General features: G+C 46.1%; 19 protein-coding genes and 1 riboswitch. Of the genes, 11 read left to right on the top strand and 8 right to left on the bottom strand.

Annotated elements, in window-relative coordinates:
- Positions 1-4 precede the first annotated feature (4 nt).
- The 5 genes from BCT11_RS14500 to BCT11_RS14480 form a co-directional block, all read right to left on the bottom strand.
- Positions 5-1,264: an ABC transporter permease gene (locus BCT11_RS14500; RefSeq protein WP_102388582.1), complete on the bottom strand. Its 1,260-nt coding sequence runs from the start codon at positions 1,262-1,264 to the stop codon at positions 5-7.
- Positions 1,261-1,989, bottom strand: coding sequence for an ABC transporter ATP-binding protein (locus tag BCT11_RS14495; protein ID WP_038878341.1), 729 nt, complete (start codon positions 1,987-1,989; stop codon positions 1,261-1,263). The genes BCT11_RS14500 and BCT11_RS14495 overlap by 4 nt, the downstream gene beginning before the upstream one ends.
- Positions 1,990-2,041: 52 nt before the next feature.
- Positions 2,042-2,788 carry a DUF2796 domain-containing protein gene (locus BCT11_RS14490; protein ID WP_045399258.1) on the bottom strand — a complete coding sequence of 249 codons (747 nt, stop codon included), beginning with the start codon at positions 2,786-2,788 and terminating at the stop codon, positions 2,042-2,044.
- Between the two features lie 94 nt (positions 2,789-2,882).
- Positions 2,883-3,185, bottom strand: a complete 303-nt coding sequence (locus BCT11_RS14485) for a DUF2607 family protein (RefSeq protein ID WP_080774269.1) — start codon at positions 3,183-3,185, stop codon at positions 2,883-2,885.
- 164 nt (positions 3,186-3,349) lie between these two features.
- A complete protein-coding gene (locus BCT11_RS14480) occupies positions 3,350-3,901 on the bottom strand; it encodes a YtfJ family protein (protein ID WP_102388581.1) in 552 nt (183 codons plus the stop codon).
- Between the two features lie 214 nt (positions 3,902-4,115).
- On the opposite strand from BCT11_RS14480, the gene BCT11_RS14475 reads away from it, so the two are divergent.
- Positions 4,116-4,316, top strand: coding sequence for a DUF1107 domain-containing protein (locus BCT11_RS14475; RefSeq protein ID WP_038866081.1), 201 nt, complete (start codon positions 4,116-4,118; stop codon positions 4,314-4,316).
- Between the two features lie 49 nt (positions 4,317-4,365).
- Here BCT11_RS14475 and msrA read toward each other — a convergent pair whose 3' ends face one another.
- Positions 4,366-5,004 carry a peptide-methionine (S)-S-oxide reductase MsrA gene (gene msrA / locus BCT11_RS14470; RefSeq protein ID WP_038878338.1) on the bottom strand — a complete coding sequence of 213 codons (639 nt, stop codon included), beginning with the start codon at positions 5,002-5,004 and terminating at the stop codon, positions 4,366-4,368.
- A gap of 166 nt (positions 5,005-5,170) precedes the next feature.
- Here msrA and BCT11_RS14465 point away from each other — a divergent pair, with 166 nt between their 5' ends.
- The 5 genes from BCT11_RS14465 (at position 5,171) to BCT11_RS14445 (ending at position 11,950) form a co-directional block, all read left to right on the top strand.
- Complete coding sequence (locus tag BCT11_RS14465) at positions 5,171-6,883, top strand: autotransporter assembly complex family protein (protein WP_038866086.1); 1,713 nt, start codon at positions 5,171-5,173, stop codon at positions 6,881-6,883.
- Complete coding sequence (locus BCT11_RS14460; protein WP_102388580.1) at positions 6,880-10,791, top strand: translocation/assembly module TamB domain-containing protein; 3,912 nt, start codon at positions 6,880-6,882, stop codon at positions 10,789-10,791. The genes BCT11_RS14465 and BCT11_RS14460 overlap by 4 nt, the downstream gene beginning before the upstream one ends.
- A gap of 32 nt (positions 10,792-10,823) precedes the next feature.
- On the top strand, positions 10,824-11,171 hold the full coding sequence (locus BCT11_RS14455) for a gamma-glutamylcyclotransferase (protein WP_039974675.1): 348 nt from the start codon (positions 10,824-10,826) through the stop codon (positions 11,169-11,171).
- A 64-nt stretch (positions 11,172-11,235) separates the two neighbouring features.
- A complete protein-coding gene (locus BCT11_RS14450) occupies positions 11,236-11,574 on the top strand; it encodes a DUF2799 domain-containing protein (RefSeq protein ID WP_038866091.1) in 339 nt (112 codons plus the stop codon).
- A gap of 16 nt (positions 11,575-11,590) precedes the next feature.
- Positions 11,591-11,950 carry a DUF2799 domain-containing protein gene (locus tag BCT11_RS14445; RefSeq protein WP_038878330.1) on the top strand — a complete coding sequence of 120 codons (360 nt, stop codon included), beginning with the start codon at positions 11,591-11,593 and terminating at the stop codon, positions 11,948-11,950.
- A 63-nt stretch (positions 11,951-12,013) separates the two neighbouring features.
- On the opposite strand, the gene ppa is transcribed toward BCT11_RS14445, so the two are convergent.
- Together ppa and fbp are read right to left on the bottom strand one after the other, a co-directional pair.
- Positions 12,014-12,544, bottom strand: a complete 531-nt coding sequence (gene ppa, locus BCT11_RS14440) for an inorganic diphosphatase (protein ID WP_038866096.1) — start codon at positions 12,542-12,544, stop codon at positions 12,014-12,016.
- 117 nt (positions 12,545-12,661) lie between these two features.
- Entirely contained in the window at positions 12,662-13,678 is a 1,017-nt protein-coding gene (gene fbp, locus BCT11_RS14435; RefSeq protein ID WP_038866098.1) for a class 1 fructose-bisphosphatase, read from the bottom strand.
- 313 nt (positions 13,679-13,991) lie between these two features.
- Between fbp and mpl the strand changes: the two genes are divergently transcribed.
- From mpl to thiQ, 5 genes are all read left to right on the top strand, one after another.
- A complete protein-coding gene (mpl, locus tag BCT11_RS14430; protein WP_102388579.1) occupies positions 13,992-15,350 on the top strand; it encodes a UDP-N-acetylmuramate:L-alanyl-gamma-D-glutamyl-meso-diaminopimelate ligase in 1,359 nt (452 codons plus the stop codon).
- A complete protein-coding gene (locus BCT11_RS14425) occupies positions 15,350-15,988 on the top strand; it encodes a flavin prenyltransferase UbiX (protein ID WP_038878326.1) in 639 nt (212 codons plus the stop codon). Before mpl ends, BCT11_RS14425 begins: the two co-directional genes overlap by 1 nt.
- A 32-nt stretch (positions 15,989-16,020) precedes the next feature.
- A riboswitch (TPP riboswitch) is annotated at positions 16,021-16,170 on the top strand.
- Between the two features lie 68 nt (positions 16,171-16,238).
- Positions 16,239-17,231 carry a thiamine ABC transporter substrate binding subunit gene (gene thiB, locus BCT11_RS14420; protein WP_102388578.1) on the top strand — a complete coding sequence of 331 codons (993 nt, stop codon included), beginning with the start codon at positions 16,239-16,241 and terminating at the stop codon, positions 17,229-17,231.
- A gap of 14 nt (positions 17,232-17,245) precedes the next feature.
- Entirely contained in the window at positions 17,246-18,832 is a 1,587-nt protein-coding gene (gene thiP / locus BCT11_RS14415) for a thiamine/thiamine pyrophosphate ABC transporter permease ThiP (RefSeq protein ID WP_102388577.1), read from the top strand.
- On the top strand, positions 18,832-19,536 hold the full coding sequence (thiQ, locus tag BCT11_RS14410; RefSeq protein ID WP_039974682.1) for a thiamine ABC transporter ATP-binding protein: 705 nt from the start codon (positions 18,832-18,834) through the stop codon (positions 19,534-19,536). Before thiP ends, thiQ begins: the two co-directional genes overlap by 1 nt.
- The last annotated feature ends 66 nt before the right edge of the window (positions 19,537-19,602 follow it).

Here is a 19,602-nt window from a genome sequence, read left to right as displayed (position 1 = left end):
TTTACTAAATCCTTATTGTCATTCCATCACTTAGCGATTGTCGGTAAGCGCGAAATGCCGGGATGAAGCCAATCACAATGCCTGCACATTGTACAAAGCCAAGCAACATCCATTCATACGGCGACAGTGCCGTTAGTGTTAGGTGTATACCATAACTTTGTTGGATTATTGGTTGCAAGAGGGCAAGCATGGCATAAAGACCCACTAATCCCGTCACAATACCTGCGAAGGTCAATAAGCTGGCTTCACTTATCAGTAAGGAAAAGACGTGTTTTGGTCTTGCCCCCATGGCTCGCAGGATCGCCATTTCACGACGACGCTCTTGCAGACTGGTCAATAGGCTGCTTAGCATGCCTAATAACCCTGCCACAACCACAAAGCCTGATACAGCCATGAGTGCTTGCTCGGCAACGGACATCATGTCCCATAATTCATGCAAAGCGACGCCTGGCATGATGGCACTGAGAGGTTCTTTCGGATAGGTGTTGATCTGCCTCTGTAGGGCAAAGGTTTGAATTCGTGATTTTAACCCAACCAACATGGCAGTGATTTGTTTAGGTTGGAAGTCGCGTGATTTTAGCTCATTAGCACTTGGGGTCGGACCTAAACGGGCACCGCTTTCCCAACCTACGTGAATCGCTTCGATCGCCTCTAAAGAAACGTGTACGGTTTTATCGACAGGAGTGCCAGTAGGAGCAAGAATGCCAACCACCTTAAATGGTAAGTTGTCATGCCGGCTAAAACCAACGTCACTGATGCCGTGTGCAATGATGATTTCGCTACCGATTTTATATCCAAGCTGTTTTGCGACATCAGAGCCGAGCACAGTTTCAAACAGGCCATTGAACTCCCTGCCTTCGGACAATTTTAAAGGCTGTTTATTTCCGTATTTATAGTGTTCGAAATAGCTCTGGTTGGTGCCCATTACGCGGAACCCTTTGTGGGAATCTCCGAGTGAGATTGGAATTGCCCAATCGACGGCACTGTGGTTAGCAAACTCTTCGTAGCTTTTCCAATCTATGTTGTTGGTGGCATTGCCGATTCTGAATACTGAGTACAGCAGCAAGTTGACTTGTCCAGAACGGCCACCGACGATTAAATCGGTACCAGAAATGGTGTTAGCGAAGCTGTCCTTAGCTTGGGTACGAATGCGTTCAACACCCAATAAAAGGACAACTGAAATCGCGACTGTCATGATGGTGAGAATAGCCGTCGCTTTGCGGTTCATCAGGCTTTTCCAAGCGAGCTTTACTACGGCACTCATGATGCGGCTCCTAGGGTTTGCGCTTGATTGATTTCAGGCAAGTTTAGTGTTCTGTGGAAGAGAGATTCCAGAGTTGGATCATGGCTAACAAAAACCAATGTAGCGCTGGCAAGATTGGCTTGTTCCATCAATAACTCAATAAACGCTTTGCGGTTGTCATGGTCCAATGCTGAAGTTGGCTCGTCAGCAATCACCAGTTCAGGTTGGCCGATCAGTGCACGGGCGGCTGCAACGCGCTGTTGCTGGCCAATACTCAGCTCAGAGACAGGCTTATTGTGCAGTGCTTTCGGAAGATGCAAACGTTCTAGCAGTGATGTTGCTTGCTCTTCAAGCGTTGCATTCGAGGCGTTTGGTGCAACGCGATCTCGGCGAATTTTGCTGAATTGGCATGGAATTAGGACGTTTTCGATCACATTCAAGTAAGGCAACAAATTGAATTGTTGGAAGATATAGCCAATGTGATCGGCACGAAATTTGTCTCTTTGGCTTGCTCTTAAGCTTGCAAGATCGGTATCAAGTACAGACAGAGAACCCGATGTAAGAGTATTGATTCCAGTTAGTAGGGCAAGCAGAGTCGATTTACCACAGCCGCTAGGGCCTTTGATAAAGACATGCTCACCTTGAGCGATGTGTAAGTGTGGGATATTAATGGTCGCGCTTTCTGAGCCGGGCCAGACAAACTGGGCATTATTCAGCTCAACAACGTTTGACGTGGTTTCAGTCATAATAAATTACCAAGGCAATAGCGTGTGAGCACTCACTCACACGCTATGTGATTTATTTAATTGCGATCTTAGTGTTGTTTTTGCTTAGGCTTGTCGCAGACTGAGTTGTGTCAGTAAATAAGTTGACGCTGATGGATTCTGTTGCTGGGAATTGCTTGAACCAAGTCGTATCAATGCTATTTAGATCGGCGACTGAATCACAGTGGAAACGGTACTCAACGGTGAACTCACCGTGACCGCCGTGCTCGTGATCGTGTCCTTCGTGGTCATGACCTTCGTGATCGTGGTGGTCATCATGAGCATGTTCGTCATGGTCGTGACCTTCATGGCCATCATGATCGTGTTTATCGTGGTCGTGACCCTCGTGGTCGCCATGCTCATGTTTGTCATGGTCGTGACCCTCATGGCTATCGTGGTCGTGCTTATCATGATCATGTCCTTCGTGGTTACCATGATCGTGGCCTTCATGAGAATCTTGGCCAAGCGTATGCGCGACTTGAACTTCTTCAATCACACACTTCGCCTGCTGGTTAATTGCAAACAGTTTGTTTGTGTCTTTTAGTGCGGCAACCGCTCGTTTTAAGGCTTGCTCTTGCTCTGCATTTTCAGGTGCGTGCTCAAAACCAACCACGTCAGCACCTGGAGAAGTGATTTCAATTAGTAAGTCTTTTCCGTCTTGAGCAATGTTGAATTCGACATGACCATGAACGTGCGCTTCATGTTGACGATATTCTTCTGCGTTAGCAGTAGCTGATAGAGAAAGTCCGATAACAAGAGCTAAAGCGTGTTTAGATGGCATTTTCTTATTCCTAATTTTGTTTAATTTTTTATGTGTTACTTGCTCAAATAGCAAAGTGAATAACAAGGTTTGTTCTTAGTATGGGTAGTGGTTTTTAGAACGCAAAATTAGGTGGTGCACGCGCGGTATACGTGACGTCCTCTAAATGAGAGGTGATTTCGGCTACATCTACGTGAGCGAGTCTAGAGAAGGTGGGCGCACTGAGTTCTGGCTGAGCCTTCGCAAGCCCTTGATGCGCTCCGGCAAACATTTGGCAATGATGTTCACTGTGGTGTTCGGGAATGAGGTCGAGTTGATGAGCAATAGTGGCAAAGTTCCAAGCGATCAACAACGCAACACTGAACAATACAACAGTGCGATGCCAATGATGTGTAATTGCTTGCCAACGACAGTGCATCTTAAAGCCCGAAACGATACCTAGTGTTATAATATAACACCCATTTTTATGAAAAGTTCACTCTTTTGTTCGTATAGAGCAAATTATCTATGCAGGAATAAGAACTTACGCAGAAAGAAAGGAATGACGCTCCTCGCTTGAGAGTAACAAGGAGCGAGTGAGTATTAGATGCTTTGTTTAATAAGGCCAAGTACTTGGTTGATTTCATCTGCTGTCAATGCGCCTTCTTTGATAAACAGGATCTTACCTTGCTTATCTTGCACTACGATTGCCGAGCTTTCTTCTTGTAGTGCCCAAGTGCTAGCCACAACACCGTTCTCATCTAAAACCATTGATGACCATGGGAATTCTTTTTTACTGTCTTGTGCTGATGATTTCACAAAAGAGCCAGTTCCCCAGATTGAGTCGTCTTGGTTGATGATGGTTGTAGTTTGGTAGGCATCTTCCGGGAACTTAGCGTCAGTTAGCGCTGTCATCAACGGCGCGTTCATTTCTTTCGAGCTGCTGCGTCCTGCAATGGCATGAATCACTCGTACTTTTCCTAGCATTTGTTGTGTCGCCCAAGGCTGGTACGCCACACCTTCACCTTGCAGTACGATTTCGCCGTACGCGTCTACTTTTGCTGCTGGAACTGCTTCACCCATTAAAAGGTTGTGAGCAAGCGCAAGACCAGGTGCAAGAGCGAAGAAAATAGGAAGGAGAGTCTTAGTTTTCATATTGTTATGTTCCGTATGGGTTGTGAGACTTACCAAGTATATACTTACGATGCATAAAAATGTAGAACTGGTTATAACAATTATTTAACGTACAGAGTTAAGTAATGTTGCGTTTAGGTTGGAATTTGGTACAATGAACCTCGTCGCAAATAGCGCATAAAGATTGCCAAGGAAAGAGCAATCATGTTTTTCTCAAAAGGATATTGAGGTGGTTATGCTTCGTGAGTTTGCTGTTTACCGTCCACGTCAGGTGGCGCGTTTCGTTAAGACTTTATTCAAAGGTCAGTTCTCAATTGCTGGAGTTGGTCAGTTCCGTTTTGATAACGGTAAAGTGCTACTACCAGACATCAAAAACCCCCAACAATTGTCGGTATTCAAAGAAGTTAACAGGGCCATTTTATCTCTACCTGTTTAATTGTCAGAATTGTAAAAGAGCGACTTTCGTCGCTCTTTTTAGTTTGGGACTAACCTTGAAGGCTTGGTGGGAAGCAAACCCCCGTGCCGCCTAAACCACAGTAACCGTTTGGATTCTTTGCTAGGTATTGCTGGTGGTACGTTTCAGCGAAGTAATAAGGCCCAGCGGCTTGAATTTCTGTGGTGATGGCTGCGCGTTGATCTTCTTGTAATGCTTGTTGGTATTGTGTTTTCGATTTTTCTGCCACTTCTAACTGTTCTTGTGAGTAGGTATAAATCGCGGAACGGTATTGAGTGCCGAGATCATTACCTTGGCGCATGCCTTGAGTTGGATCGTGTTTCTCCCAAAATGCGGCAAGCAGTTGCTCTAGAGAAATTACTCGTTCATCGAAGATGACTCTTACGACTTCTGTATGTCCTGTTTTTCCGCTACACACTTCATCGTATGTTGGATTCTGCGTATAGCCTCCGGCGTAGCCTACAGACGTCGACATCACACCTTCAAGTTGCCAGAAAAAACGTTCTGCTCCCCAAAAACATCCCATACCGAATAATATTTGTTGTTGGTGAGCTTGCGGTGATGCCGTTAAGCTTGATTGATTAACAAAATGGGTGTCATCAATCTGCATTGATGCCTCTCTACCTGGCAGTGCATCTTCTATACTGATCATTGTCTGTTTGTTGAGCATAGTATTCGTCCTTCAATACGTGTCTTAATTTTGCGAACTTTAATATTCAGTCTGAATCTGATGGTGTAATGACATAGACCGCGGTAAACCTATTAATATTACAGACTTAGCCTTTATTTGGCGTTATTATTGTTTACGTTTATTTAACCTCATCCAGCTAAAAAGCATGATAAAAAAAGCTATCCCAATTATTGCTAGCCTACTTGTTTTTTCTCATAGCGCTTATGCCGATGTATCCCTGACTGTAAAAGGGATCGATGGTGCGCTAGAAGACAATGTGAACGCTTACCTATCATCGATACCAGAAGATGATTATTCGACGTCTTTACGCTTTCAGGCGCGATTAAGTCAAAGTATCACCGAAGCGATGAATGCGCTTGGCTATTATCATGCGAAAATTTCATACTCTATTACGAAAGATAATGATGAATTGATCGTCAACGTTACACCGGGCGAGCCTGTAAGGGTAAAGGTCATGGATGTGGTGATCTCCGGTGAAGCAGAAAAAGATGAAGAGTTTACTAACCTCATCAACAAATCACGATTGAAAGAGGGCCGTATCCTCAATCAAGGGGAATACGATAGCCTCAAATCCAGCATTCGTAACTTAGCTTTGCAGCGTGGCTACTTTAATGGTGATTTTACGCTGAGTAAGTTGGAAGTGGTTCCAGAGTTGAATGAAGCCAATGTTCGCCTGCACTATGACAGTGGTATTCGCTATCACTTTGGTACAGTGGAAATCTTGGGGAGTCAGATCTGGGAAGACCGCGTGGACTCTTTGCGCCCATTTAAAACCGGTGAACCCTACTTAGTGTCTGAAGTGGGTGAGTACAACCAAAACCTGTCGAATACCGATTGGTTCTCCTCCGTGTTTGTTGAACCAGACCTCAGTAAACTCGATGATGGTCGAGATCTACCGATTAAAGTCTCGTTAGCTCCCGCAGCAAAAAACCAACTCGAAACTGGTATTGGTTACTCTACCGATACCGGTGTGCGTGGTACGTTAAAGTGGAAAAAACCATGGGTAAGTGCGCGTGGTCACAGCTTTGATACGGCGCTATCTCTTTCTAAGCCTGAGCAGACGATTACCGCAGGCTACAAAATCCCTCTCGATGATGTACTGCATGAGTATTACCAATTGCAGTTTGGTTTGAAGCACCTCGATAACCGCGATACAGAGAGTTTGGAATCGAATCTTGCGGTAGAACGCCACTGGATCACCGATGGTGGTTGGCATAAGACGTTATACGTTCGTCACTTATACGAAAACTTTTCACAAGGTTTGCAAGAAGACGGAGTGCAATTCGTTCTGCCTGGTGCATCTTTCTCACGGACTCGAACTCGCGGTGGCAACATGCCAATGTGGGGAGACAAACAAAGTGTCACCGTTGAATACGGCGATCCAGCCTTGTTATCTGAAACTCGCGTTCTTCGTTTGTTAGGTCGGACGTCGTGGATTCGTGGCATTGGTCAGAATCATCGTGGTTTATTCCGCTTAGAAGGTGGTGCCAACATCACCGAAGAATTTGAAAAACTATCACCATCGCTGCGTTTCTTTGCTGGTGGTGACAACAACATTCGTGGTTATGGTTACGAATCTATCTCGCCTACAGATGCCAGTGGAGCATTGACTGGTGCGAAATACATGGTGACCAGTACCCTAGAGTATCAGTATCGCGTTTATGGCAACTGGTGGGGTGCAGCCTTTTATGACATCGGTGATGCGTTCAATGAAACTCCAGTGTGGAAATCGGGTGCAGGTGTTGGCATTCGCTGGGCATCCCCTGTTGGACCCGTGAGTTTTGACTTTGCTTGGGGCTTAGACGCTGAGCCTAAACCAGAATTTCGTATCCACTTCTCATTGGGGCCTGAACTATGATGAAAACAACGCTTAAGTGGACGAAGTGGTTCTCGATCAGTCTGCTGAGTTTGGTGCTCTTGCTGGTGATTTTCATCGGTACAGTCTTGTTCACCCATCCCGGTTTAAAGCTGGCTTTGTGGGGAGCAGAAAAGGCACTACCACAACTGAAGGTCGAAGAGATCAAAGGATCTTTGTTCCCTCGCTTTGCTTTGCACAACGTCAGCTTTGTCGATGAATCGTTGAATGTCGACGCAAAGGTTGAAAGCCTTACCCTGGCGATAAATTTCCGTTGTTTCTTCGATCCAAAAGTGTGCGTGGATGAACTTGCACTCCAAGGTGTGAACTTCCAAATGCCGGAGTTGCCGCCGAGTGAGGAACCAGTAGAAGAAACGCCGCCACTGCGTTCAATTAGCACACCAGTACCTATTTTCGTAAATAAAGTTAGCCTGAATAACATCAACTTGAATATTTTGGGTAACAAGATTGATTGGCAAGATTTTTCTACAGCGCTGTCGATGCAAGGCGACCGTTTGGTAATTGCTCCCACGGCATTGAAGGTGATCAATGTGGCATTGGCGTCAACAGACGAAACGCCAAAAGAAGATCAATCATCGACAACGGCACAAGCGACAGCTGTTGATGAATCGGGCAGCGCTGCGAGTAATCAGGACGATGCTGCGAAGACATCAAAGCAGGCTGTGAAACAAAAAGAAAAACTAAAAACTCAAGATCTTGCGGTAAAAAAAGAAGCGGAAAACAAAGCGGCGAAAGCTGAGTCTGAACCCAAGGGCATTGTTCTGCCTGAAGTGTGGATCCCCCTAACGATAGAAGCGCAGCGACTGGATATTCACGATTTCAAATTGGCTGGTGACACTCCGGTTATTGTTCATCACTTAGGGCTCGAAGCCAAAGCTGGTGGCGATAAAGTTGAGGTAAAAACGTTAGAACTCGACATGCCTGAAGTGGAAGGCAAGTTGAGTACGCAAGTGACGTTATCTGGCGACTATCCAATTCAAGCACAAATTGACGCGCTCGTTAAACAAGCTGATGTGAAAGGTCAGAAACTGTCTTTATCAGCTTCAGGGTCTGTCGGTGATTTGTCCTTGCAGGCAACGCTGTCTGATTTGGTTAAAGCGAAGATTGAAGGGCAAATCCAACCACTGAAAACGGAGCTGCCATTTGATATCAAGCTGAACAATGTTGAGGCGCAATGGCCATTGAGTGGTAAGAGTGACTACCAAGTTTCGGTGCCTAGCTTAGCGGCGAAAGGTTCACTAGAGGGCTACACCGTTGCATTAGAAACCAAAGCATCTGGTAAGGATATTCCTGCGTTAGATGTTGCTTTGAATGGTAAAGGCACTTTAGAACAGATTGACCTAGACAGTATTGTGGTGAAAACCTTAGGCGGTGAACTGGCTGGTAAAGTGATGGCGAATTGGGCTGCACCTATCAACTGGCAAGCGGACTTGAACCTGAAGCACATTCAACCGGGTTTGCAGTGGCAAGAAGCGGAAGGGGACATCAGCGGTAGTTTATCTACTTCAGGCTCTTTAACGGAGCAAGGAGGTTGGCAAGTGAGCCTTCCTAAGCTTGATATTGACGGTATTTTGCGTGGTTATCCGCTGAATATAGAAGGTCAATTAGAGGCGTCTGACAAGAATGGTAAGGGCGAAGATATCCAGCTAAATACTCAAGGTTTAGCGTTATCGCATGGTCCTAACCAACTGCATGCCAAAGGTAAAATTGACAAGCAAATCTTGATGGATGTTGAGGTGAATTTCCCTGACTTTTCGAAAAGTGTGCCCGATCTTAGCGGCAAGATGAATGGTACGGTTGCGCTACGTGGCAGTTTGAAGCAACCAGACATCAACCTGGATCTTGCGCTGAACCAACTCGATTGGCAACAGCAAGCAAAGGTTGAAACTATTACCTTGAAAGGTGATGTGACTCCTCTACCTGCGCCAAAAGCGGACGTGAGCTTAATTGCCAAAAACATTACCTATGACGACATCAAAATTGATAGTGCAGATCTTGAAGTCACTGGTGACGAAAAGCTGCACCAACTGACATTGGATGTGGTGTCTGACATTGTTTCAAGTAGTTTAGAAATCGAAGGTTCTTTTAAGCAAAAGCCCGAGATGATCTGGGATGGAGCGCTGCGCCATTTAACATTGAGTACACCACAAGGTCCATGGGCTCTGCAAAAATCGACGGCAGTTAAAATCAACATTGATAAACAGATCGCCGATGTCCAAGCACACTGTTGGTTACAGTCTGATTCAAGCGTATGTCTGAGTGAAGACATTAGTGTCGGCAAGAGCGGCGAGGCGAAGTTAGCAATTACTAACTTTGACTTTGACCAAATCAAACAATTCTTACCTGCAGAAACCAAGCTAAATGGTTCAGTGAACGCGAATGCGTTTGCGAAATGGGCACCAGACATGAAACCGGAAGTCACGGTGAATGTCGATATGCCGAAAGGTCAGGTAGAGCAAGCGCTAGAGCAACCAGTGAAAGTCGGTTGGGAAAGTGTGAGTTTTAAAGCCAAATTGGCGCAAGATAAGCTTGATGCTGAGTGGTTACTTGATGTCACGGATAACGGGGATTTGTCTGGTAAGGTCGCTCTGAATGATGTGTCGTCCGAGAAGCCTACGATTAACGGTAAAGTGTCGTTATCGACGTTCCACTTGGACTTCTTGGCGCCACTTATCGGTGAGTACAGCTTGTTCAAGGCGAACATGAACGCGGATCTCGCTTTATCTGGTGATGTGATGCATCCGAAGGTGAATGGCCAGTTTTTGATTGACCAAATGAAGCTGCAAGGTGAAGTAACACCAATTGACATCGACTCAGGACAAGTTGCGATTAACTTCAAAGGGCATCAAGCAGACTTAAATGCGGGCATCATCACGCCGGATGGCAAGCTGGAGATCAATGGTGACGCGGATTGGCGTGATTTAGAAAATTGGCACACGAAGGCTCGCGTATTTGCGAAAGAGTTGAAAGTGGATATGCCGCCAATGGTAAGAATCAAAGTCGAGCCAGACATGACCATTGATGTGACCCCTAAGCTCGCTAAGGTTGAAGGTAACATCAATCTCCCATGGGGACGTATTTTGATTGATGAGTTGCCGCCAAGTGCCGTTGGTGTGTCGAGCGATACCGTTATATTAAATAAAGACATGCAGCCGGTAGATGGTGATGAGGCATTACCATTTAACATAGAGACAGATATCAACATCAAAATTGGAGATGACTTCCAGTTGTCAGCATTTGGTTTGAAGGGCGATTTGCAAGGTAACCTAAACGTTACTCAGAAAGATAAAGGGCCATTCATCGTTGGTGAGGTGAACATCATTGATGGTTCATACCGTTCATTTGGTCAGGATTTGGTGATCGAAGAAGGTAAGATCATGATGAACGGTCCTGCGGATCAGCCTTATGTTTCTATCAAAGCGATTCGTAACCCAGATAACACGCAAGATGACGTGACGGCTGGTGTGCGTGTGACTGGCCCGGCAAGTGACCCTACGGTAGAAATTTTCTCCGACCCTGCGATGCCGCAAGCGAACGCGCTGTCTTACTTATTACGTGGTCAAGATATTGATGCTGAGTCTGGCGGTAACGCGATGACAACAACACTGATTGGTTTGAGTTTAGCGAAGAGCGGTAAAGTCGTCGGTGAGATTGGCGAAGCCTTTGGTGTACAAGATTTGCAGTTGGATACCGCAGGCTCTGGTGATGATTCTCAAGTGACGGTAAGTGGTTACATACTTCCTGGCCTACAAGTTAAATACGGTGTAGGTATCTTTACCTCATTAGGTGAGTTCACCGTGCGATACCGATTGATGAAAGATTTGTACTTAGAAGCGGTTTCTGGCGTGGATAGTGCTGTTGATTTGCTGTACCAATTTGAATTCGACTAAGCTTAGCTTTTTATCGTAACTAAGGAATGGTTATGCAGCATTTGATTTTTGTGTATGGCACTTTGCGCAAAGGAGAGGGAAACCATCACTTTTTGAATAGCGCCGAGTTTTTAGGTCACCATGAGACCGAGGCTCAATTCGCACTGTATGATTTAGGGCGATACCCTGCTTTATCGGTAGGACAGAAGGCGATACAGGGTGAAGTTTATCTGATTGATAATGAAACGCTGGTGGAGCTCGATAAACTTGAGGATGTACCTGTAGAGTATCGCAGAGAAAGCATCATCACGCCGTTTGGCCAAGCTTGGATCTATTTGTACCAAGATACCGAGCAATTGACTGAAGAGATTGCATCTGGTGATTGGTGTCAACGAGTGTGAACTATAATTAGAGCAGTAACGTATGCATTGACGGTATATACAACAAAGACTTGGGAGGTCTGCGATGAAATATCTATCACCAATGATACTGCTGCTTTTAGTGGGGTGCTCAAGCACGACACCACCGAGTAGCAACGACAGTATGGAATGGAAGCAATATGGCATGCAGCAAGCTGAAGCCGGGGACACCAAACTGTCAATGCAAGAGTTCAACAATGGCGACGAACTCTACGTGGCATACAGCAATGGTTATGAAGCGGGGCGCTCAAACTACTGCGCACAAGATGCATTCTCGTTGGGAGAAAGTAGGCGCTACTATCGCGGGATATGTGATGATGTTGATGATCGCTTCCGCCGAGAATATGAATTAGGGCGAACTGCAAAGGGCAGTAAACGCTACTAGATTTTAAGGGGTGAACATGAGGTTATTTGCTATCGGTGCAGCGCTAGTCTTGCTCAGTGCTTGTGCGCAAACATCACTACCAACATCTGCCAACGTCACAGATTGGCAGGCTTTTGGTAAGCAATCTGCCCTTGATGGTCTAATCGAGCTATCGGAAGAGCGAATCGCCAAACTTGATGAAACGAATCGTGCTACACCCGAATTGGTTATGGCTTATCAATCCGGCTATCAGGAAGGTAAAAAAGAGTACTGCGAACAGAGTGCTTACATGCTAGGTGTGAGAGATATGCCGTACTTCGGTATTTGCGATGACATTGACCCATTCTTCCAACAAAACTATGAATCGGGCAGACACTCAACCGCAGGCGAGTACTGATCAAAGCCATAAAACTACAAAGAGCTGCTAACGTGCAGCTCTTTTACTTTTAAGCGTTCGCAGTTATTTGTTTTGCGCGCGTTCGTAAGATTCTAGGATTTCTGCTTTTGCTGCGGCCACATCTGCCCAGCCATCAACTTTCACCCACTTACCAGCTTCCAGCTCTTTATAGCGCTCAAAGAATTGTGTTATTTGTGCCTTCAATAGTTCCGGGATGTCACCGACATCTTGAATGCCCTCGTACTCCTTTGAGATTTTAGAGTGCGGGACAGCGAAGACTTTTGCGTCTTCACCTGACTCATCCGTCATCTTCAATACGCCAACTGGGCGACAACGAATCACAGAACCTGGCATCAGTGGGTAAGGAGTCGGAACCAGTACGTCTACTGGGTCACCGTCTAGAGAAAGGGTGTCGTTCACGTAACCATAGTTGCAAGGGTAAAACATAGGTGCAGACATGAAACGATCAACGAATACAGCACCAGTGTCTTTATCTACTTCGTATTTGATTGGATCGGCGTTAGCAGGGATTTCGATCACGACATAGATATCGTCAGGCAATGATTTACCCGCTGGTACGTTGTTTAAGCTCATTTGAATAGTCCTTTTCAGTGAGGATGAGTCAGGCTCATCTTACGATTGATTCGTTACTCACTTTAGCGACAAAAACGCGGCAGGTAAACACCCGCCGCGTTGGACAAAGGTCTGAAATTATTCTTCGTCGCGATGCAGTTCAAGGAACGCTTCGACTTTGTTCACCATGTTTTTAGAACCGACAAAGAAAGGCACGCGTTGATGCAATTCTGTTGGTTTCAAATCCATGATGCGATTAACGCCGTCAGACGCTAAACCACCTGCTTGCTCAATCAAGAATGCCATTGGGTTGCACTCGTACAACAAGCGAAGTTTACCTTGAGGGTGACTTTGCGTGCTTGGATACAAGTAGATGCCGCCTTTCAGCAAGTTGCGGTGGAAATCAGCAACCAGCGAACCGATGTAGCGAGAGGTGTATGGGCGACCATCTTCAGGTTCGTTTTCTTGGCAGTACTTAATGTACTTCTTAACGCCTTGTGGGAAGCGGATGTAGTTGCCTTCGTTGATCGAGTAAATCTTGCCATCTTCAGGGATCATCATGTTTTCATGAGAAAGACAGAAGCTGCCTATCGATGGGTCATAAGTGAAGCCGTTTACGCCATTACCTGTGGTGTAAACCAGCATGGTGGATGAACCGTAAATTACGTATCCAGCTGCCACTTGTTTGTGGCCTGGTTGTAGAAAGTCTTCTTCTGTTGGTGGGGTTCCAATAGGAGAAACTCGACGGTAAATAGAGAAGATGGTCCCGACTGATACGTTCACATCAATGTTTGATGAGCCATCGAGTGGGTCCATAAGTACAACGTACTTTGCGTTTTGATTGAGTTCTTTATTGAACGCAACCGCTTCATCTTCTTCTTCACTTGCAACGCCACATACTTGGTCGCGAGCTTCGAGGGCCGCTTTGAATTTATCATTCGCATACAGATCAAGTTTTTGTTGGTCTTCGCCCTGTACGTTTTCCGTACCTACAGCGCCAGTGATGTCACCAAGACCGGCCGCGTTGATTTCGCGGTTAACAATTTTTGCAGCTAAGCGAATAGAAGCTAAGAGAGATGAAAGATCACCGCTAGCGTGGGGGAAATCCGCTTGTTTCTCAACAATGAATTCGCCTAGGGTGCGCAGTCCTGACATGGTTTATCCTTACATTTTCATTTCGTTGGGGGTGTCGCGCAATAGAGGCATCTCTTTATGGATGTTAAACGATTGCGCTAGATGTAAGTTTATGACGCAGATCTTATTAATGGTAATGAAGTAACCGACTGAGATCGCAAATTATTTGTCTTATTGCATAAGAAGGGAATCTCTTGGTTAATGCTTGGTCAATCAGTGCTAAGCCCTGTCAGATTTGTGAAAGAGACTGCACGAACAGGGCGAAAGGCACTCGCTTTTCTGGTAGTTATCACGATAATGAAAGGATTAAAGAACGCATTACAAGGTTAAGTTTATGCACATTCATATCTTGGGTATCTGCGGCACGTTTATGGGCGGTGCAGCAGTTTTGGCTCGTCAGTTAGGTCATAAAGTAACGGGTTCAGATGCCAATGTTTATCCACCAATGAGCACCCTGTTAGAGTCGCAAGGTATTGAAATAATTGAAGGCTTTGACCCTTCTCAGCTTGACCCTCAACCCGATCTTGTGGTGATTGGTAACGCGATGAGCCGTGGTAACCCATGTGTTGAGCATGTATTGAACACTAACATGCGTTATACCTCTGGCCCGCAATGGTTACAGGAGTTTTTACTCCACGATCGCTGGGTAGTTGCGGTTTCAGGTACTCACGGCAAAACCACCACTTCAAGCATGCTGGCTTGGATTTTAGAAGACTGCGGTTACCAGCCTGGTTTCCTCGTTGGCGGCGTATTAGGTAACTTCGGAGTGTCGGCTCGCTTGGGTGAAAGCATGTTTTTTGTCGTAGAAGCCGACGAATATGACAGTGCTTTTTTCGATAAGCGATCTAAGTTTGTTCACTACCATCCACGTACACTGATCATGAACAACCTTGAGTTTGATCATGCGGACATCTTCGACGATCTAGAGGCGATTAAACGTCAATTCCACCACTTAGTGCGCACTGTTCCGGGCAACGGCTTGATCCTAGCACCTAAGCAAGATCAGTCGCTGCAAGACGTGATCGAGCGCGGTTGTTGGACTGAAAAGCAGTTCTCAGGTGTCGACGGTGATTGGCAAGCGCACAAATTGGTTATCGATGGCTCTAAATTTGAAGTTTCATTGCAAGGTAAGAAAGTTGGCGTCGTGGATTGGGATCTTGTCGGTGACCACAACGTGGATAACGCTTTGATGGCGATTGCTGCTGCTCGCCATGTGGGTGTTGCACCAGAACTTGCATGTCAGGCTCTCGGTCGTTTTATTAACACCAAACGTCGCTTAGAACTCAAAGGCGAAGAGCAGGGCATCACAGTTTACGATGATTTTGCTCATCATCCAACGGCGATTGAACTGACATTGGGCGGTTTACGTAACAAGGTTGGCGAAAAACGTATTCTTGCCGTTTTGGAGCCACGCTCTGCGACGATGAAACGCGGTGTTCATAAGAATACTTTGGCGGCTTCTCTGCACAGTGCTGATGAGGTGTTCCTCTTCCAACCAGACAACATTGATTGGTCGGTACAAGAGATTGCAGACCAGTGTAAACAACCTGCTTTTGTGGGTGCAGAGATGGACAGCTTTGTCGCAAAAATCGTAGAGCAAGCGCAGCCAGGTGACCAAATCCTCGTAATGAGTAACGGTGGTTTTGGTGGTATCCACGGCAAGCTTCTAGAACAACTGAAACAAAAAGCTTAATGACATTTATGCAACAAAAAGTAACCCCTAAAAAAGCCATCACATTAGCATTAACGGGCGCCTCTGGTGCCCCTTATGGTCTTCGCCTTCTTGAATGCCTAGTTGCTGCGGATTACCACGTTTACGTGTTGATCTCTTCGGCTGCTCGTGTCGTGATGGCGACCGAGCATGACCTGAAACTACCAAGCGGCCCTGAAGCGGCGCAAAAGGCGTTAGTTGAGCATCTCAACTGCAATCCAGATAATATCACCGTTTGTGGCAAAGACGATTGGTTCTCGCCAGTGGCCTCTGGTTCGGCTGCGCCAAAGCAAATGGTGGTGTGTCCATGTTCCGCGGGCAGTGTCGCGGCCATTGCACACGGCATGTCAGATAACTTAATTGAACGTGCTGCAGACGTGGTGATGAAAGAGCGTGGGCAACTGTTACTTGTGGTGCGTGAAACGCCGTTTTCAACACTGCATCTTGAAAACATGCACAAACTTTCGCAAATGGGCGTCACCATCATGCCCGCAGCGCCGGGGTTTTATCATCAACCAAAGAGTATTGAAGACTTGGTGGATTTTATGGTGGCAAGAATTCTCGATCACCTTGGTATTGATCAAGGCTTGGTGCCACGCTGGGGTTATGACCAACGTTGATTGTGTAATCAATAAAAGATCTTTACAATCCATCCAACTCATCGGGGAGCAAACCCATCAGGTATTGACCTTGTCAATGCCAAGGAGCGCTGAGACCTAATTGTTTAACATTGTTGAGCAGGCAGGGACCCGTATTACCTGAACCAGATAATGCTGGCGTAGGAATTGAGTCTGGATATTGGAAGTCCTAAATACCGCCTCAACCCTGTGCCGCTCAACTCATGTTAATAATGCAAATGGAGAGCGAGCAGTGAAAACCACTCTTAGTCTGATTGCCCTTGCAACCATCACTTCTACTTCAGCGTTTGCCGCTGAAAACACCCTAACTGTCTACACATACGATTCTTTTGCTGCCGATTGGGGACCGGGTCCTAAAGTCGAAAAAGCATTCGAAGCCAAATGCGGTTGCGACGTTAATTTTGTTGCGCTGGACGACGGTGTTTCAATTCTTAACCGCCTTCGTTTGGAAGGAAACAATAGCAAAGCGGATATCGTGTTAGGTTTGGATAATAACCTGATGGCGGAAGCGAAAAAGACCGGGCTTCTGGCTGAGCATAATGTTGATACCTCAAAGACTACGCTACCTAATGGTTGGGACGATAAGACCTTCGTACCGTACGATTACGGCTACTTTGCGTTTGTATACAACAAGGAGAAGTTGGTGAATCCTCCAAAAAGCATGAAAGAGCTGGTGGAAGAGCGTGATGATCTGAAAGTGATTTACCAAGACCCTCGCACTTCGACTCCGGGTCAAGGCTTGATGTTGTGGATGAAGTCCATCTATGGCGATGATGCGACTCAAGCGTGGAAGCAACTGGCAACGAAAACAGTTACGGTTACCAAAGGCTGGTCAGAAGCTTACTCGATGTTTTTGAACGGTGAGTCCGATCTCGTGCTGTCTTACACGACCTCTCCCGCGTACCATTTGATTGCAGAAGATGACGCGAAATACGCAAGCGCAAATTTTTCCGAAGGACACTACATGCAAGTGGAGGTGGCGGCTAAGGTCAAAGGCTCAAAAAATTCGAAGTTAGCAGATGAGTTCATGGACTTTATTTTGAGTGATGATTTCCAATCTGCGATGCCAACAGGTAACTGGATGTACCCAGTAACTAACGTTGAGTTACCAAAAGGCTTTGAAACTCTGAGCGTGCCAAGCAAACCATTGAGCTTTAGTGCAGACAAAGTAGCGAAAATGCGCAAGACTTGGATTCGCGAATGGCAAAGCGCATTGACGTTCTAACATAGGTTCTACTTTTGAATTCTGTTCCGAAAATAGGGTTAGGGGTCGCGATGATTATCGCGACCTTTGTTATTTCTGCCCTGGGTGCTTTGCTTGTCCAAGCGCCTTCACTTGATGTGTCTATGGTATGGGGAGACCCATACTATCAGCACGTCACCAAGTTCAGCTTCTACCAAGCTTTTCTCTCTACACTATTGAGTGTTGGCTTTGCTATTCCCGTTGCGCATGCGCTTTCTCGACGTGAGTTCTTTGGTAAGTCTCTACTATTAAAATTGTTTGCGTCCACTTTAGTTTTGCCTGTACTGGTTGGCGTATTCGGCTTATTGGCGATTTACGGTAATAGCGGTTTGCTAGCTCAATGGCTGAAAAGTATCGATGCGGAGCTGCCGTTTTCCATCTATGGTCTGAACGGCATTTTACTTGCGCATGTGTTCTTCAATATGCCTTATGCAGCGCGCTTACTTTTGCAAGCATTAGAATCGATCCCAGCAGAGCAACATAAACTGTGTGCACACCTTGGAATGAGTCATTGGGATAAATTTCGCTGGGTGGAATGGCCACGCCTAAGGCAGCAATTACCACACGTAAGTGGCTTAGTGTTTATGCTTTGCTTTACCAGTTTTGCCACCGTGATGGCGTTAGGCGGCGGACCGAAATCGACCACTATTGAGCTTGCCATTTATCAGGCAATTAAGTTCGATTTTGATCTGCAAGCCGGGGCGCTTTTGGCACTGTGGCAAATGTTGTTGTGCGGCTTGTTAGCAATTGGCATACAAAAGTTGACGAAGCCAGTCTCAGTAAGCACTGGCAGCACATCGGTACAGCAATATTTAACGAAGGATCATGGGCGGTCAAAAGCTTGGGATAGCTTTTGGATCATAGGTGCCTTTTTACTAGTCATACCGCCACTTTTGATGGTGGTCTTCAGTGGTATCAACCAGCAAGTTTGGCCGGTATTGAGTGATGAGCGTTTTTGGTCTGCACTGTTCAATTCACTCAAAGTTGCGGTACTGGCGAGTTCTCTTGCCGTGGCCGCTGGCGTATCGATTTTGCTGACTAGCCGACGTTGGCGTTTGCAGTATAAAAATACTCGCGCTGATCAAATTGAGCTTATTGGTACCATCATTTTGGTGACGCCGGGCTTAGTGATCAGTACGGGATTGTTCCTATTGCTGCGCTCATTTACCGATGTATTCAGCTTAGCGTTTTTTGTGGTTATTTTGGTTAATGGTTTGATGGCCTTGCCATATGTCATTAAGACTTTATCTCAACCTATGTTGCACATTGAGCAGCAATATCAGTATGTCTGTGCCAGTTTGGGTATGCGTGGTTGGCAACGTTTTAGAGTGGTGGAGTGGCAAGCACTGCGCAAGCCATTTGCACATGCTTTTGCTATCAGCTTTATGTTTGCGATTGGTGACTTGAGTGCGATTGCTTTGTTTGGTGGGCAAGAGTTTAGAACCTTGCCGTTGTACCTATTCCAATTGTTGGGAAGTTACCAGATGGATGCTGCGGCTGTTGTGTCGGTTACCTTGTTGTTACTCAGCGTCGGTTGTTTTGCTGTGATTGAAAAAGTATTGAAAACGAAGGAGAGAGCGTAATGTTAGTGTTGGATGATGTGCAGTACACCTATCAACGTGAACTGTTTCGTTTTAACTTAGACATTCAACGTGGGCAAATCGTATCACTGATGGGACCGAGCGGGGCTGGCAAATCAACCTTATTGGCGTTAGTTGCTGGTTTCATCAATCCAGACCAAGGCGATATTCTGGTTGATGGTGAATCTATCGTAAGTAATGAGCCGTATCAGCGTCCGTTCTCAATGTTGTTCCAAGAACATAACCTGTTTGCTCACCTGTCAGTAAGAGACAACATCGGTTTGGGCTTGCATCCGGGGTTAAAGCTTACGGCAGACCAAAAGCTTCTTGTCGAGCAAGCGGCAAGACAAGTGGGTGTAGCTGAGTATCTGGACCGCTTACCTGAACACCTTTCTGGGGGCCAGCGTCAGCGTGTGGCACTCGCCCGATGTTTTGTTCAGCCGCATCCGATGTGGCTGCTCGATGAACCTTTCTCAGCTCTCGATCCCGTGTTGCGTGAAGAGATGCTGATATTGGTTAAACAGCTTGCTGCTGAGCGTGGCATTACCGTTTTGATGGTGACGCACCACTTAAGTGACGCCAGAGCGATTGCTAGTCATTTTGCATTTGTGGCAGGTGGTCAGGTAGAAGCGTCAGGTGAGATTGGTGAATTAACGTTATCGCACTCTAGCGATGTTTTAACCGCGTTTGTGCGAGCGGCAGGGTAGAGCGTTGTTTATATTGATGAATAAGGCGTAAGAAAAACAAAAGGTTGATGCGAGCATCAACCTTTT

Source organism: Vibrio sp. 10N.222.52.B12 (assembly GCF_002875385.1).
Lineage (GTDB): Bacteria > Pseudomonadota > Gammaproteobacteria > Enterobacterales > Vibrionaceae > Vibrio > Vibrio jasicida.
The sequence above is the reverse complement of the archived record's forward strand: the minus strand, read 5'-3'. Positions and strand labels throughout refer to the sequence as shown.